The sequence below is a fragment of the Kribbella voronezhensis genome (assembly GCF_004365175.1).
Classification (GTDB): Bacteria; Actinomycetota; Actinomycetes; order Propionibacteriales; family Kribbellaceae; genus Kribbella; species Kribbella voronezhensis.
The window spans coordinates 2,605,888-2,619,137 of record NZ_SOCE01000001.1 but is presented as its reverse complement, the minus strand read 5'-3'; the positions used below and the strand labels follow the sequence as shown (position 1 = coordinate 2,619,137).

General features: G+C 67.4%; 12 protein-coding genes. 4 read left to right on the top strand and 8 right to left on the bottom strand.

Annotated features, from left to right (window positions below; translation table 11 throughout):
- Positions 1-6: 6 nt before the first annotated feature.
- Both EV138_RS11830 and EV138_RS11825 read right to left on the bottom strand, forming a co-directional pair.
- Positions 7-1,425 (bottom strand): MBL fold metallo-hydrolase, encoded by a 1,419-nt coding sequence (locus EV138_RS11830; protein WP_133978622.1) that lies wholly within the window; start codon positions 1,423-1,425, stop codon positions 7-9.
- A gap of 7 nt (positions 1,426-1,432) precedes the next feature.
- Positions 1,433-1,735 carry a rhodanese-like domain-containing protein gene (locus EV138_RS11825; RefSeq protein ID WP_133978620.1) on the bottom strand — a complete coding sequence of 101 codons (303 nt, stop codon included), beginning with the start codon at positions 1,733-1,735 and terminating at the stop codon, positions 1,433-1,435.
- 126 nt (positions 1,736-1,861) lie between these two features.
- Here EV138_RS11825 and EV138_RS11820 point away from each other — a divergent pair, with 126 nt between their 5' ends.
- Both EV138_RS11820 and EV138_RS11815 read left to right on the top strand, forming a co-directional pair.
- Positions 1,862-2,275 (top strand): DUF302 domain-containing protein, encoded by a 414-nt coding sequence (locus EV138_RS11820; RefSeq protein WP_133978617.1) that lies wholly within the window; start codon positions 1,862-1,864, stop codon positions 2,273-2,275.
- Positions 2,275-2,532 carry a metal-sensitive transcriptional regulator gene (locus EV138_RS11815; protein ID WP_133978615.1) on the top strand — a complete coding sequence of 86 codons (258 nt, stop codon included), beginning with the start codon at positions 2,275-2,277 and terminating at the stop codon, positions 2,530-2,532. The genes EV138_RS11820 and EV138_RS11815 overlap by 1 nt, the downstream gene beginning before the upstream one ends.
- A 10-nt stretch (positions 2,533-2,542) precedes the next feature.
- Here EV138_RS11815 and EV138_RS11810 read toward each other — a convergent pair whose 3' ends face one another.
- From EV138_RS11810 to EV138_RS11795, 4 genes are read right to left on the bottom strand one after another with little or no spacing between them, the layout of a single operon-like run.
- Complete coding sequence (locus EV138_RS11810; RefSeq protein WP_133978613.1) at positions 2,543-3,802, bottom strand: Gfo/Idh/MocA family protein; 1,260 nt, start codon at positions 3,800-3,802, stop codon at positions 2,543-2,545.
- A 10-nt stretch (positions 3,803-3,812) separates the two neighbouring features.
- Positions 3,813-4,640, bottom strand: a complete 828-nt coding sequence (locus tag EV138_RS11805; protein ID WP_133978611.1) for a carbohydrate ABC transporter permease — start codon at positions 4,638-4,640, stop codon at positions 3,813-3,815.
- Positions 4,637-5,578, bottom strand: a complete 942-nt coding sequence (locus EV138_RS11800) for a carbohydrate ABC transporter permease (protein ID WP_166678557.1) — start codon at positions 5,576-5,578, stop codon at positions 4,637-4,639. Before EV138_RS11800 ends, EV138_RS11805 begins: the two co-directional genes overlap by 4 nt.
- Before the next feature lie 11 nt (positions 5,579-5,589).
- Positions 5,590-6,927, bottom strand: a complete 1,338-nt coding sequence (locus EV138_RS11795) for an extracellular solute-binding protein (RefSeq protein ID WP_133978606.1) — start codon at positions 6,925-6,927, stop codon at positions 5,590-5,592.
- A 277-nt stretch (positions 6,928-7,204) separates the two neighbouring features.
- On the opposite strand from EV138_RS11795, the gene EV138_RS11790 reads away from it, so the two are divergent.
- On the top strand, positions 7,205-8,350 hold the full coding sequence (locus EV138_RS11790; RefSeq protein WP_133978604.1) for an ROK family transcriptional regulator: 1,146 nt from the start codon (positions 7,205-7,207) through the stop codon (positions 8,348-8,350).
- A 44-nt stretch (positions 8,351-8,394) separates the two neighbouring features.
- Here the strand turns inward: EV138_RS11790 and EV138_RS11785 are convergent, their stop codons facing one another.
- Positions 8,395-10,851: a discoidin domain-containing protein gene (locus tag EV138_RS11785; RefSeq protein WP_166678556.1), complete on the bottom strand. Its 2,457-nt coding sequence runs from the start codon at positions 10,849-10,851 to the stop codon at positions 8,395-8,397.
- Between the two features lie 261 nt (positions 10,852-11,112).
- Here EV138_RS11785 and EV138_RS11780 point away from each other — a divergent pair, with 261 nt between their 5' ends.
- The gene (locus EV138_RS11780; protein ID WP_133978600.1) at positions 11,113-12,705 is read left to right on the top strand and encodes an amidase; all 1,593 of its coding nucleotides are present in this window, start codon (positions 11,113-11,115) and stop codon (positions 12,703-12,705) included.
- 3 nt (positions 12,706-12,708) lie between these two features.
- On the opposite strand, the gene EV138_RS11775 is transcribed toward EV138_RS11780, so the two are convergent.
- A complete protein-coding gene (locus EV138_RS11775) occupies positions 12,709-13,209 on the bottom strand; it encodes a DUF2231 domain-containing protein (RefSeq protein WP_133978598.1) in 501 nt (166 codons plus the stop codon).
- Positions 13,210-13,250 lie beyond the last annotated feature (41 nt).

Here is a 13,250-nt window from a genome sequence, read left to right as displayed (position 1 = left end):
GCTCGGTCACGCCTGCGGGCCGACGAGGTGGAGACCGACCTTCGCGGCGTTCTCGAACTGGTCGTCGATCGCGACGGGCCGGCGTCCCGCGGCATCGAGGAACGACGCTGCGATCGAGGCGCGGTAGCCGGCTGCGCAGTGCACCCACACCTCTCCGGCCGGGACCTCTGCGAGTCGCCGGGGAAGTTCGTGGATCGGGAGGTTGACCGCGCCCTCGATCCGGGCGGACCCGTACTCGTCCGCACGGCGGACGTCCAGGACGACGACCTCGCGGTGATGGCGGACCTGCTCGAGATCGGCGAAGGTCGCGGTCGGGAAGGACGCCGGTGCGTCGGTGCTCCAGTTCTGTGGCCCTCCGGTGGCGTGGGCAGCGGGCCGGTCGATTCCGATCCGGACCAGCTCGCGCTGGGCCTGGGCGACCTCGGCCGCGGTCTCTCCCAGCAAGGTCACCGGCGTGCCCCACGCGATCAGCCAGCCCAGGTAGGTGGCGAACGCGCCGTCGAGACCGAAGTTCAGGGTGCCGGGGGCGTGACCGGCCGCGAAGGCGGTGCGGATCCGCAGATCGACGACCCATTCGCCGGCCTCGATGCGGCGCCGCAGTTCGGTCGCGTCCGCCTGCTCGGGCAGGGACAGGTCCGGAGCGGCCGGTCCGGACGAGTTGGCGGGTGCCATGTGCACGTAGTACGCCGGCCAGGCGGCCAGCCCCGCGAGCAGATCACGGACATAGTCCTCTTCGTCCTGCGTGAGAACCGGATTCGCCCGCTTCTCCTGCCCGATGGTCGATTCGGTTGCCTCGGACTGGCCGGCGGAGCAGAAGGAACCGAACCCGTGAGTGGGGTAGACCTCGGTCTCGTCGGGCAGTACTTCGGCGAGTTTGTGCGCGGAGGCGTGCTGGTGGCGCACCAGGGCATCGGTGTGGTCCGGGCCGAGCAGATCGGGCCGTCCGGTCGCGCCGTACAGCAGTGACCCGCCGGTGAAGACGGCGATCGGCTCGTCGACGTCGGTCAGGGCGTAGGACAAGTGGGTGAAGGTGTGGCCCGGGGTGTGGATCGCGCGCACCCGCATCCGGTCGCCGATCTCGATGAGTTCGCCGTCCTCGATCGGCGTCCGGTCGAAGGAGACCTTGTCGTCGGCATTGATCAGGTACTGCGCTCCGGTGGCTCGGGCCAGCGCGAGACCACCGGTGACATAGTCGTTGTGGATGTGCGTCTCGAAGACGTGGGTCAGCCGGACATCCTCGGCCCGGAGAATCTCCAGCAGGCGGTCGATGTCGCGCTGCGGATCGACGACGAACGCCACCTCGCCGTCGTGCACGAGATAACTGCGGTCGCCCAGCGAGGGGGTGTCGACGATCCGGATGGTCGGGCCGGCCGACCGCGGGCGCGACGCTTCAGTCACTGGGGTGGGGGTGCTGTGGTCACTCATCGTGCTCTCACTTCTGGGTCGGTCGCCCGGACCGCGTCCAGGCGACGGTGCCGCCGGTGACGTTGTAGGCGTCGAAACCGGCTCCGATCAGCAGGTCCGTCATCGCCGACGACCGGTTGCCGGTCGCGCAGACGACGTACACCGGCGCCGATCGGTCGAGCTCGCCGAGCCGGCCGGTCAGGCGGCCCATCGGGATGTTGACCGCGCCGGGGACGTGGCCGTCGGCGTACTCGCGGGGCTCGCGGACGTCCACCACTGCGGCGCCGGTGGTCAGGGCGGTGGCGAGTTGGTCGATGGTGATCTCCGGCATCGGTGGTTCCTTCCTGGGCTGCGGTCGGCAATTTATCCCCCCGGGGGGGATACGATGTCCAACGTAACACATCCCCCCGGGGGGATGTACGGTTGGACTGGAGACGCCAGGAAAGGGACAGCGAAGATGACCGCGTACACACTCTCGACCACCCTGCACCGACCGTACGAAGAGACGGTCGAGGCCGTCCGAGCTCAGCTCGGCGAGGTCGGATTCGGTGTGCTCACCGAGATCGACCTACGGGCAACGCTGAAGCAGAAGCTCGGCGTCGACGTCGTCCCGCAGGTGATCCTCGGCGCGTGCCGGCCCCAGTTGGCCCACGAGGCCTTGCAGGCCGACCCTTCGATCGCAGCTCTGCTGCCCTGCAACGTCGTCGTGCGAGCCGTCGACGACCGGACCACCGTCGTCGAGGCCTTCGACCCGGCCGCGCTGGTCTCCCTCGCCGGCGACGTCGGCGAGCCGGTCGCCAAGGTCGCGGCAGACGCGCGCGAACGCCTGGCCGCGGCCCTGGCCGCTTTGGGTGAGAAGGAAGGACACTGATGGACCTCGAACCCACTGAACTGAAGCCGATCATCACCCGCATGAAGCGCGCTCACGGACACCTGGGCAGTGTGATCCGCATGATGGAGGAGGGCGCCGACTGCGAGTCCGTCCTCACCCAGCTCGCCGCCGTGAACAAGGCGCTCTCCCGCGCCGGCTACGCCATCGTCGCCACCGGCCTGCAGCAATGCCTCACCGATGAGGACAGCGACGTCGACCTGGCCAAGCTGGAGAAGCTCTTCCTCGCCCTGGCCTGATTCAGACGGTCTACTGCCTGAGGCTGGTGACTTGGTTGTGGTGGCGGGAGGTTTCGGCTGCCCAGGCGAGTTGGTGGCTGGCCAGCGAGCTGCGGGCGTCGGTGAGGATCAGGGCGGGATCGTTGTGCACGAGGGCTGCGACGAAGGCCTCGATGAGGCGCTCGTCGCCGCCGCCGTGGCCGTCCGCGGCGGAGGCTCCGGTGGGGTTGACCGGTAGCACCTGCCGGGCGTCGGTGACGAAATCGTGGGTGACGATGGTGTCGCCGTCGCTCTCGATCGAGCCGTGGGTGCCGAAGATGCGGGTCTTGCGGTGACCGAGGACGCTGAAGGCGACGACGGTCACCGTTGCGGTGGTCCCGCCTTCGTACTCGATGGTGACGACCTGCTGATCGGCGACGTCGTTGTCGCAGTCGTAGGCGCAGCGTCCATAGGGTCCGTTGCGCAACGCATCGAGGACGGCGGACCGGGTCGGAGTGCTGGTCACAGCGCCTAGCGGCCAGTGCTCCCGGGCGGTATCGCCGAGGCAGCCCAGATACAGCCGCGGCGCGGAGTACGGGCAGGTGTTCTCGACCGGGCAGTCCAGACAGTTGCCGGCGGCATCGGCCGGTTTGTTCTCCGGGCGGAAGTGGGTGAGTCCACCGAAGGAGGAGACCTTGATCGCCGGCCGGCCGAGGACATAGGCGAGCCAGTCGAGATCGTGGCACGCCTTGGCGAGCAGCATCGAGGACGAATCCGCTGCCCGGCGCCAGTTCCCGCGGACGTAGGAGTGGGCGAAGTGCCACCAGCCGATGGGTTCGAGGTGCTGCACGTTCATGACCTGACCGACGGCGCCGCCTTCGATGAGCTGCTTGATGATCCGGGTCTGTTCGGTGTACCGAAGTACGTGGCAGACGGCGAGCATGACACCGGCTCGTTCGGCCGCGGTGACGATCTGGCGTGCTTCGTCCTCGGTGGGCGCCATCGGCTTCTCCAGCAGCAGGTGATACCCGAGTTCGGCGAAGCGGATGGCTGGTTTGGTGTGCTCGTTGTCCTGGGTGGCGATGATCACGGCATCGGCGACCTTCGGTACGCCGGCCAGCGACTCCCAGCCGTCGTAGCTCGAATCCGCCGGTACGCCGAACTCGGCGGCCGCGCGCTCTCGGCGTACCGGATCGGGTTCGGCGACGGCGGCGATCCGGACGTTGCCGGTGGCAACGGCCAGGCGCGCGTAGTGGGTGCCCCGCAGCCCGGCGCCGACCAGGGCGAGCGTGACGGGTTTCGTGTTCGTCATAAGGGTTCCTCTACTTGAGTCCGCTGGTGGCGACGCCCTGCATGATCAGTTTCTGAGTGACGGCGAACAGGAGGATGACCGGCGCGGTGTACAGCAGGGCGCCCGCCGACATGAGGTTGTTGAGGGTGCCGCCCTGGGGATCGACGTACCCGTTGACCACGGCGACCGCGAGGGTGGTGGTGTCGCTGTCGAGGAACAACAGCGGTGCGATGAAGTCGCCCCAGGTGCCGACGAAGGACAGGATGAAGGCGGTGGCCAGGGCCGGTTTGGCCAGCGGCAAGGCGATCCGCCAGAAGATGCCCACCCGCGAGCAACCGTCGATGACGGCTGCTTCCTCGAGTTCGGCCGGTAGTGCGGCGAAGAACTGGCGGAACATGAACGCCAGGTAGGTGGGTGCGGCCAGGCCCCAGACCACCCAGGGGATGTAGGTGTTCACCAGACCCGCGCGGGAGAACATGATGAACGTCGGCAGCATCGTCACCAGGCTGTTGATGAGGATGGTGCCGAGCATGAACTTGAACAGGGCCGACCGGCCGGCGCCCTTGATCCTGGCCAGCCCGTAGCCGACGAGAGCCGACGTCAGTGTCGCGAGCGTCGCGAAGATGACCGAAACGGTCACCGAGTTGCGCAGGTATCCGGCGAACGGCACGTAGTCGAGCGCCTTGGTGAAGTTGCCCCATTGCGGATCCGCCGGCCACCAGGTGACCGGGAACGACGCGAGGTCGGCGCCGGTCTTCAGTGCCGTGACGAACAGCCACCCGATCGGGAGCAGGAACAGCAAGGAGAACCCGGCCAGTACGCCGTACGTGAGCACTCGGCCGGTCAGTCGCAAGGTCATGATGTCTGGTCCTCAGGATCGACGGTGTAGTGGACGAACCGGCGGCTGACGCGGACCAGGACGAAGGAGACGACCAGGAGCAGCAGGAACAGCAACCACATCAGGGCCGAGGCGTAGCCGATCCGGCCGAACGACCAGAACTCCCGCAGGATGTGGACCATGATCACGTCGAGGCCCTCGGGGAAGCCGCTGCCCAGGCCACCCAGCAACAGGGCCGGTACGGCGATCTGCACCGCGGCGACGAATCCCATCAGCACCTGGTAGTAGAGCACCGGAGAGATGATCGGAATCACGACGCTGACCAGCCGGCGGGATGCGCCCGCGCCGTCGAGGCGCGCCGCTTCGAGAACCTCGGTGGGAACGTCCTGCAGAGCAGCGAGTGAGAGCACCATGTTCCCGCCGACGATCCACACCAGCAGACACAGCAGGACAATGAGCGCGTTGCCGCCGCTCAGCCAGTCGACCGGCGAGAGCCCGAGCGAGACGAGAACACCGTTGACCGCACCCGCATCGCGCTCGAACAGCATCCGGAACGCGAGGGCGGCTGCTGCCGGCGGAACGACGACGGGTAGGTAGAAGATGATCCGGAAGATCGCCTGCCCGCGGATGTTCTGGTTGGCGAGCACGGCCAGCACGAGCCCGAGTCCGACGGTCAAGGGGACGACGACGAACGGCACCACCGCAGTACGGGCCAAGGCTTTCAGGACGCCGGGGTCACTGATCGCTCGCACGTAGTTGTCGAATCCGACGTAGTGCCAGTTCGGTGACACGGCGCTGTAGTCGGTGAAGCTCATCCACAGGCCGTAGCCCAGCGGGACGATGCCGAGCAGCACGAACCCGATCGTCCACGGAGAGGTGAACAGCCAGAACTGGCGGCCTCGCCGTCGCCGGGCGGACGTCGCTGCCCGGCGCTGCGGTACCGGCCGGACTCGGGTCACGATACCCAGCGTCACGACACCTGCGCCTTGCCCTCGGCCAGCAACTTGTTGCATTCGGACGTGATGGTCCGGGCGAATCCACGTACGTCACCGGAACCGAGCGCAGCGGCGAACTTGTCGTCGATGACAGTCTGCAGCGCGCCGTTCGTCGCGAAGGGGCTGAAGGCAAGGACCTTCATGTACGGCGCTTCGTGCTGCTGGACGACGTACGAGCGCTGCTGGTACGGCTGCTTCTGGGGCAGCTTGTCGTTGAGGTGTTTCAGCCCGGGCAGTCCCCAGCCGGCGGTCGCCCGTTCGTCGGCAGGCTTACCGCCGAGGAAGTACTCCATGAACCGCCAGGCAGCGTCCTTGTTCTTCGACTCCGCGGACATCACCATGCCGACGCCGTAGTAGGTCGGGCTGACCCTGGTGGGGCCGAGCTGAGGCGCGGGCAGCATGTACGACGTATCGCGCACCTTCTCCTCGCCGAGCCGGCCGGTGAACCAGTAGCCGGCGAGGATGGCGCCGACGCGGCCCGCGGCGTACAGGGCGTCGTCGGACTGGGCCTGCTTGGCGCGAGGTCCTGGCGCGAGTGCGTCCTTGCCGACGGCCCAGTACCACTCCAGCGCGCGCAGCGAGGCGTCGCTGGTGAAGTCGAGCTCGGTGAAGTCGTCGGAGAACAGCTTGCCGCCCATGCTCTCCACCATCGGTAGGAGGTTCAGCAGCCGCGGCGTGCCGAACCAACCGAGTCCGAACGTCTCGACCTGGGCACCGCGCTTCTTGGTGGCCGCGCGCCCGATCGTCAGCAGTTCGTCGTAGCTGAGCGGCTTCTCGACCGACGGCAGAGCGATCCCGGCCTTGGCGAGGACGGTCTTGTTGACCCAGATCGTGCCGTCCTGGGAGTAGTCCTTGCACAGGCCGTAGTACGGGCCGGTGCCTTGCTTGGTGCCGTCGAAGCGCCAGATGTCGTTGACCGGATTGAGGTCGTCGACCTTGAGGACGCTGCTCTTCTGCAGGTAGGAGTCCAGCGGCTCGATCTTGCGCCGCGCAGCCCAGTACGGCGCGTCCCAGACGCCGACCGCCTCGAACAGATCGGGGGCCTGGCCCGCGGCGAGCATCGACAGCAAGCGGGCGTTGTCGTTCTTGATCAGGCTGATCTTGACGTCCGGGTTGGCTGTCTCGAAGTCGCTGATGATCTTCGGCGTGACCTCGTTGGATTCGTACATCACCTGCAGGGTGACCTGCTTGCCGCCGGTGCTGCCCGCGGAGGTGGCCGACGGGGCGCAGCCGGTCAGGGCCGGCACGGCCAGCCCGGCCGCTCCGGCTGTGGCGCCGCCCAGGAACCGGCGGCGAGAGAGATGGCTTGTCAACGTCGTGGCCTTTCGTGAGGGGGAAGCCGGCCGGCCCGAAACGGCCGGCTTCCCACCGGTCGGCAGCTACGGCCGGCTCGCGGGTCCTCCTTGGATGCCCTGGCGAGACGGCAGCGGCTATTTATGATGCGCCGATTCATATATCGCGCTTCGCCGAGAGTAGGACACCTGGCTGATAGGGTCAATGTCTGATGTCGCAATATAGATCGGCGCTTCATAAATGGGTGCCTCGGTGGTCGCGGAGCGCTGCGCGGCTGTCAGGTGAGAGGGTTGTGCAATGTCCGAGCTGGGAGTGAGTGGCCACACAGTTGCTGCCTTGCGGCGGCTGACCCATGTGTCCACCCTGCGCACGCTGCGTTCGGCCGGCGCCGTGACGGTGGCTCAACTGGCGCGCGCGGCCGGCCTCTCGCGGCCGACCGTGGTCTCTCAGCTGGAGGAACTGCTGAGCCAGGGGCTGGTGGAGGAAGAACCGCCGGCGGCGTCGGGAAGCCTCGGCCGGCCGGCCAAGAGGTTCCGGTTCAGGGCCCGGGCGGGATTCGTGGCCGGGATCGACATCGGCGCCCATACCGTGCGGGCCGCCCTGGCCGACCTGGCTGGCGAGGTGGTCGCCTCCACCCGGATGACGGTCGACGAGTCCGCCAGTGCCGCGGACCGACTCGATGTCGGCCGCGCGGCGCTGACCGAAGTACTGGGCACTGCGGAGGTGGCCGGGACCCACGTGGTGGCGGCGACGGTGGGAACACCCGGTGTGGTCAGTCCGACCGGACGCGTCGAGATCTCGGTCCTGCCGCAGTGGTCGGGCATCGATCTGGGCCGTCGGCTCGGCAGTGTGTTGTCGTGCCAGGTCAGGGTCGAGAACGACGCGAACCTGGCCGCGGTCGCCGAGCACTGGCGAGGAGCCGCGCGCGAGGCGGACAACGTCTTGTACGTGCTGGCCGGCATGCGAACCGGTGCCGGCCTGATCATCAACGGCGCGCTGCATCGGGGACGGGCCGGCCTGGCCGGCGAGATCGGGGCGCTCGACATCCTCGGCTGGGACGAGGCACCCCGCAACCTGATCCGGGCCGCCGGTGATCCCGCCGACGCCGAGCACGCCGCCCAACGGCTGTTCGCCGCGGCGGCCGACGGTGACCGAGCGGCGGTCGAGGCGGTCGAGGCGTTCGCCCGGCTGCTCGCTCAGGGCATCGCTGCGATCGTCCTCACCGTCGATCCCGAGATCGTCGTGATCGGCGGCGGTGTCTCGCTGGCCGGCGATTCGCTGCTCACGCCGTTGCGGGCACAGGTCGAAAGTCTGAGCTTGGGCGCACCGCCGATGCGGCTGTCCGAGTTGGGTGGTGACGCTGTCGTCCTCGGAGCTCTCCGGCTCGCCTTGGACGACGTCGACGCGCGGCTGTTCTCCGCCGACGGGTTGCTGCCAGGCTGACCCGGCTCCTCCCGCCCGCTGGAGGCAGGCGGGAGGGCTTCAGCTCAGTTGAGTGTTACTTCGTTGAGGGCGTAGTGCCCCCAGGTCAGGTTGGCCTGGTCGACGATCAGGTAGAACGTGGTCCCGGTCGCGGGCGTCGGAAGATTCACCGTGCGCGATTCGACGGACGCGGTGTTGGACGACCAGGTCAGGTTCGTGGCGTTCACGACCTGTGTCCAGACCCCGTTGTTCAAGGCCATCACGCGCACGGTCGTCGGTCCTTGTCCTTGGCCGAACGCGGCGGACAAGGTGATCGACGAGACCGTCTGCGGTGCGCCGGGGTCGATCTGGAGACCTTTGCCGAGGGTCGCCCCTGACGAGGCCCAGGAAGTGCCTGGTACGCCGTCGACAGCGTTCTGTGCGCTCGTGCCGGTGTAGTCACCGACGTCCGAGGCGGCGACCTTCCCGCCGACCGCGGTCAGTTCGTTGATCGCGGTGTGGCCCCAGGTGAGGTTCGACGCTCGGATGACCAGCCGGATCCCGTCGGCCGGGACAGCGTCAGGCAGGCCGATCTCGAGCCACTCGACACTCGAGCTGTTCTGACTCCAGGCCAGCGACCGGCCGCTCACTCGCGTTGTCCACACGCCGCCCGATTTGGTCTGCACATCGACCAGAGTCGGCCCCTGTCCTTGACCGAACGCCACCCCGAGGTGGAGTGCGTCGATCGTACGAGCTTCGCTCCACTCCACCGATGCGGATCCCGGCAGGGCCGGATTGTTGCCTGTGGCCCATGAAGTTGTGGGGTCGCCGTCGGTGAGGTTGGCGATTGTCCCGGCGCTGGTGCCGAGCGTGGTGGACGCGGAGTTGGTGACGGGATGCTGGACCGCGCCGAGGTCGGGCCGGCCGTGCGGTACCCGGTTGGCCACGCCGTCGCTCTTCGGGGCCGTCGCGGCCGAGACGCCTGCTGCTCCTGCGGGCGAGCCGGTGGTGGGGGCGTAGTTGGCGAGTGTCTGCAGCAGAGTCGTCCGGTCGATCTTGCCTTCGGGGAGGTCCTGACCGGGATTGGTGAGCTGCGGGTCGGCCGTGATCGCAGCAGGATCATTGGTCGGCTTCAGTGGCGTACCGGAGTTGTCCCAGTACAGGTTGTGGCTGTAGTTCATCGACTGGTCCGAACCGAAGCGGTAGGTTCCGCGGCCGGGGTTGTAGAAGATGTTGTTGTACAAGGCGTTGCCGGAGGCGGCTTCGTCGCGGACGAACGCCTCGATGCCCTGCTGGAAGGTCGTTCCGTCGCTGCGGTGCCGGGTGACGGTGTCGGCGGTGCCCCAGACGGTGTTGTTGTAGCCGCGCAGGTTCCAGCAGCCGCTCCAGATCGAGAAGGGCCGGTAGAAGTCGCGCCGGCTGACGTTGTAGCGGAGCGTGATGTTGTTGGCCGAGATCAGGCACATGAAGAAGCCGCCGGAGTTGGAGTCGGCATAGTTGTACTGGACCACGGAGTTGGTCGATCCCATGTCCGCGTCGAACGCCATGCCGTCGACCGGATCCGGAGCGTTGAAGCTGCCGTATCCCTGGCGCCGGACCACGTTGTACTGAACGGTGATCCGGTTGGTGCCCTGCCACCAGATCCCGGCGTTGTTGCCGGCGAAGACCTTCAGTTGCGACCCGGCCTTGTCGACCGTGTTGCCCTCGACGAGCGCGTCGTCGACGTACTGCGGGGTGATGCCGCCCGCGGTCACGTCGTGCACATAGTTGTTCAGAAACAGCGATCCAGTGAACGCTTTCCGGCTCGAGCTGACCTCGGTCGTCGGGATCCCGGTTTCCGCGGGATAGATCTCGCAGGATGCGCACCAGGTGGTGAACGTCGAGATGCCGTAGGCGTTGATCTGCGCGACCTCGTTGCTCTCGATCCGCAGTCCGGAGTACCAGGTCGGCACGCTGTTGCCGCGAACCCCGACCGCGATGCCACCCTTGCCGATCACCGGTCCGCCCTTGCCGTCGACGTGGTGGACGTAGTTGTTCTTGATCACGATGCCCGGCACGTCGCCGAGGTCCTTGGCGATGGCGAAGATCCCGCGGTACGTCGTCGACTTCGACACCGACAGGTCGGTGCTGTTGGTCACCTCCAGATCGGTCATCTGGACGTCGTGGACGTTGTCCAGCAGGACTGTCGCGTCCACGGTGGTGTCCCCGGCGATCAGCGGACGACCGGTGCCATAGGCACCTATCGTGAGGGGTGCCGCCGCGGTGCCCGACGACTTGATCGTCAGTCCACCGTGCCAGACATCACCGCCCTGGAAGCGAATGCTGTCGCCCGGCTGGAACGACGAGGCGTTCACCTTCGACAGGCTTCGCCAGGCCGACGTGGGACTGGTACCGGCCGCTGCGTCGTTGCCTGCGTCGGCGTCGAGATAGTACGTCGTACCAGCGGCCAGCGCGGGCCCTGCCGACACGGTCATACCGGTGAGCACCAGTACTGCGGCAGTCGCCGCGGTCGCCAGGCGAGATCCGAAACTGCGTAACGCCATTGCCATCCTCCGAAGTGAGTCGATGGACCACAAGGAGGACAAGCGCAGTACCGCAGTACGCGCTCGGGCAGTGCGGACGGCCGGTCGGGTCCGGCCGCTCGCGGACACGAGATCCGCTCCGCCAGACGTTAACCCCGCCGACAGACCTGGTCAATATGCCGCATTTGGTCAATAGCTTGTGAGCTACTGCCGCGTGGTGCGCGGGGGATGGGCCGGTGCGCCGACGTCGGGTGAGCTGGAAGCCCGACACAGAGGTGGACCATGAGACTGGACGGAATCACGGCTGGGCGGCGCGGTGTACTGGCGGGTGCGGCGGTCGTCGCGGCGGCACCTTGGTTCGCGCCGGAAGCGCAGGCGCAGCTGGGCGAGGTCGGCATCGCTGAGTTGGCCGAGCGGATGGCGGCTGGGCGGATCTCGGCGGAGAGCTTGACCCGGTACTACCTGGATCGGATCGAGAAGGTCGATCGGCGCGGGCCGGGGCTCCGGGCTGTCATCGAGGTCAATCCGGACGCGGTGCGGGAGGCGCGGCGGCTGGATGGTGAGCGACGCGGTCGTGGGGTTCGCGGTCCGTTGCATGGGCTGCCGGTGTTGATCAAGGATCTCTTCGACACGGCGGATCGGATGCACACGACTGCGGGTTCCTCTGCGTTGGAGGGGGCGCGCCCGCGAGTTGATTCGACCGTGGCGGCGCGGCTTCGTGCGGCAGGCGCAGTACTGCTGGGGAAGACGAATCTCAGTGAGTGGGCCGGCGGCATGTCGCTCACACATCACGCGGGGTGGAGTGCTCGCGGTGGTCAGACGCGCAATCCGTACAAGTTGGACAGGTCGCCGAACGAGTCCAGCTCCGGATCCGCGGTCGCCGCGGCTGCCGATCTCTGCGTCGCGGCGATCGGTACGGAGACCAACGGCTCCATCGTCGATCCGGCGGCGGCCAACTCGGTCGTCGGGGTGAAGCCGACCGTCGGCCTGGTCGGTCGCGGCGGAATGATCCAGGGCGTGCCGAGTCAGGACAGCGTCGGCCCCATCGCCCGTACCGTGCGCGACGCCGCTGTCGTGCTCGGCGCCCTCGTCGGCGTGGACAGGCGCGATCCGGCGACCGCGGGGAGCCGGTTCCACACCGACTACACCCGGTTTCTGGACCCGAACGGCTTGCGGGGCGCGCGGATCGGCGTACCGCGGGAGGTGTACTTCGGCTACAGCAATCATGCCGACGAGATCACCGAGCGGGCGATCGAAACGATGCGGCGGGCCGGTGCGACTATCGTCGACCCGGCCGACATTCCGACCGCGCGGCAGCTCGAGGACATCCAGACATCCATTGTGGTGCAGGCGTTCGAGGTCAAGCGAGCCTTCAACAGCTACCTGTCGTCAACGCCTGGCGAGCATCCTCGGAACCTTGCCGAGCTGATCGCTTTCAACCGCGATCATCGCGACCGCGAACTTCGTTATGTGCAACAGGACGGGCTCGAAGCTGTTCAGCAGCTCGATTTCTCGGAGTCGGAGTACCGGGCAGCGTTGGCGACCAATCATCGGTTGTCGCGGGGCGAAGGCATTGACGCCGTACTGCGTCGGCATCGCCTCGACGCGCTCGTGATGCCGACCGGCGCTCCGCCGGGCAAGATCGACCTCGTCAACGGGGACAGCTATCTCGGCAGTAGTTCGCTGCCCGCCGCGTTGGCCGGGTATCCGGCGATCAGCGTGCCCGCGGGATTCACCTTCGGGCTGCCGGTCGGCATCACCTTCATGGGTACGGCATGGTCGGAACCGGTGCTGCTGAAGCTCGCCTACGCGTTCGAACAGCACACCCACGCGCGGCGTACTCCCACCTACCTTCCTGGCGAAGTCGGCTTCTGACGTTTACCGGAATCCTTCGCGCTGGGTCTCCTCCGAGGCGACGCGTACGCCGTAGTGGTAGGCCAGCTTACCGCCGAGCCAGCCCGAGAAACCCAGCAACGCAAGGGCAATCAGGCTGATCACGAAGCCGACCACACTCGCCTCCTCGTACCCTTGGCCGGCCCGAATCACGAAGTTCACCACGAACAGCACGACGACGGTGAGGTTGGCTGCCATGTGGGTGAGCCCGGTCCGGAAGGCAGGCGTGCCGCGCGGGATGACGAGGAGGTCCATCAACCCGAAGAGCGCAGCCACCACCGCGCCGACGATGCCGATGAGAATCAACCAGTAGGCGCCTTCACTGAACACGCTCTCGTCGCCGGAGCTGGCGAAGGCGATGATGTCGAAGACGACGCTGGCGACCCAGGCGCCGATCGGAACGGTCACCATCACCGGGTGGAACGGATGGCCGTACGGGCCGGCAAGGATGCTCTTGGGCTGTTTGGCCTGGTTGAAGTCGTTCATGGTTTCTCCCGAGCGTGCTCCGAGGGTGAGCTGGGACCGCG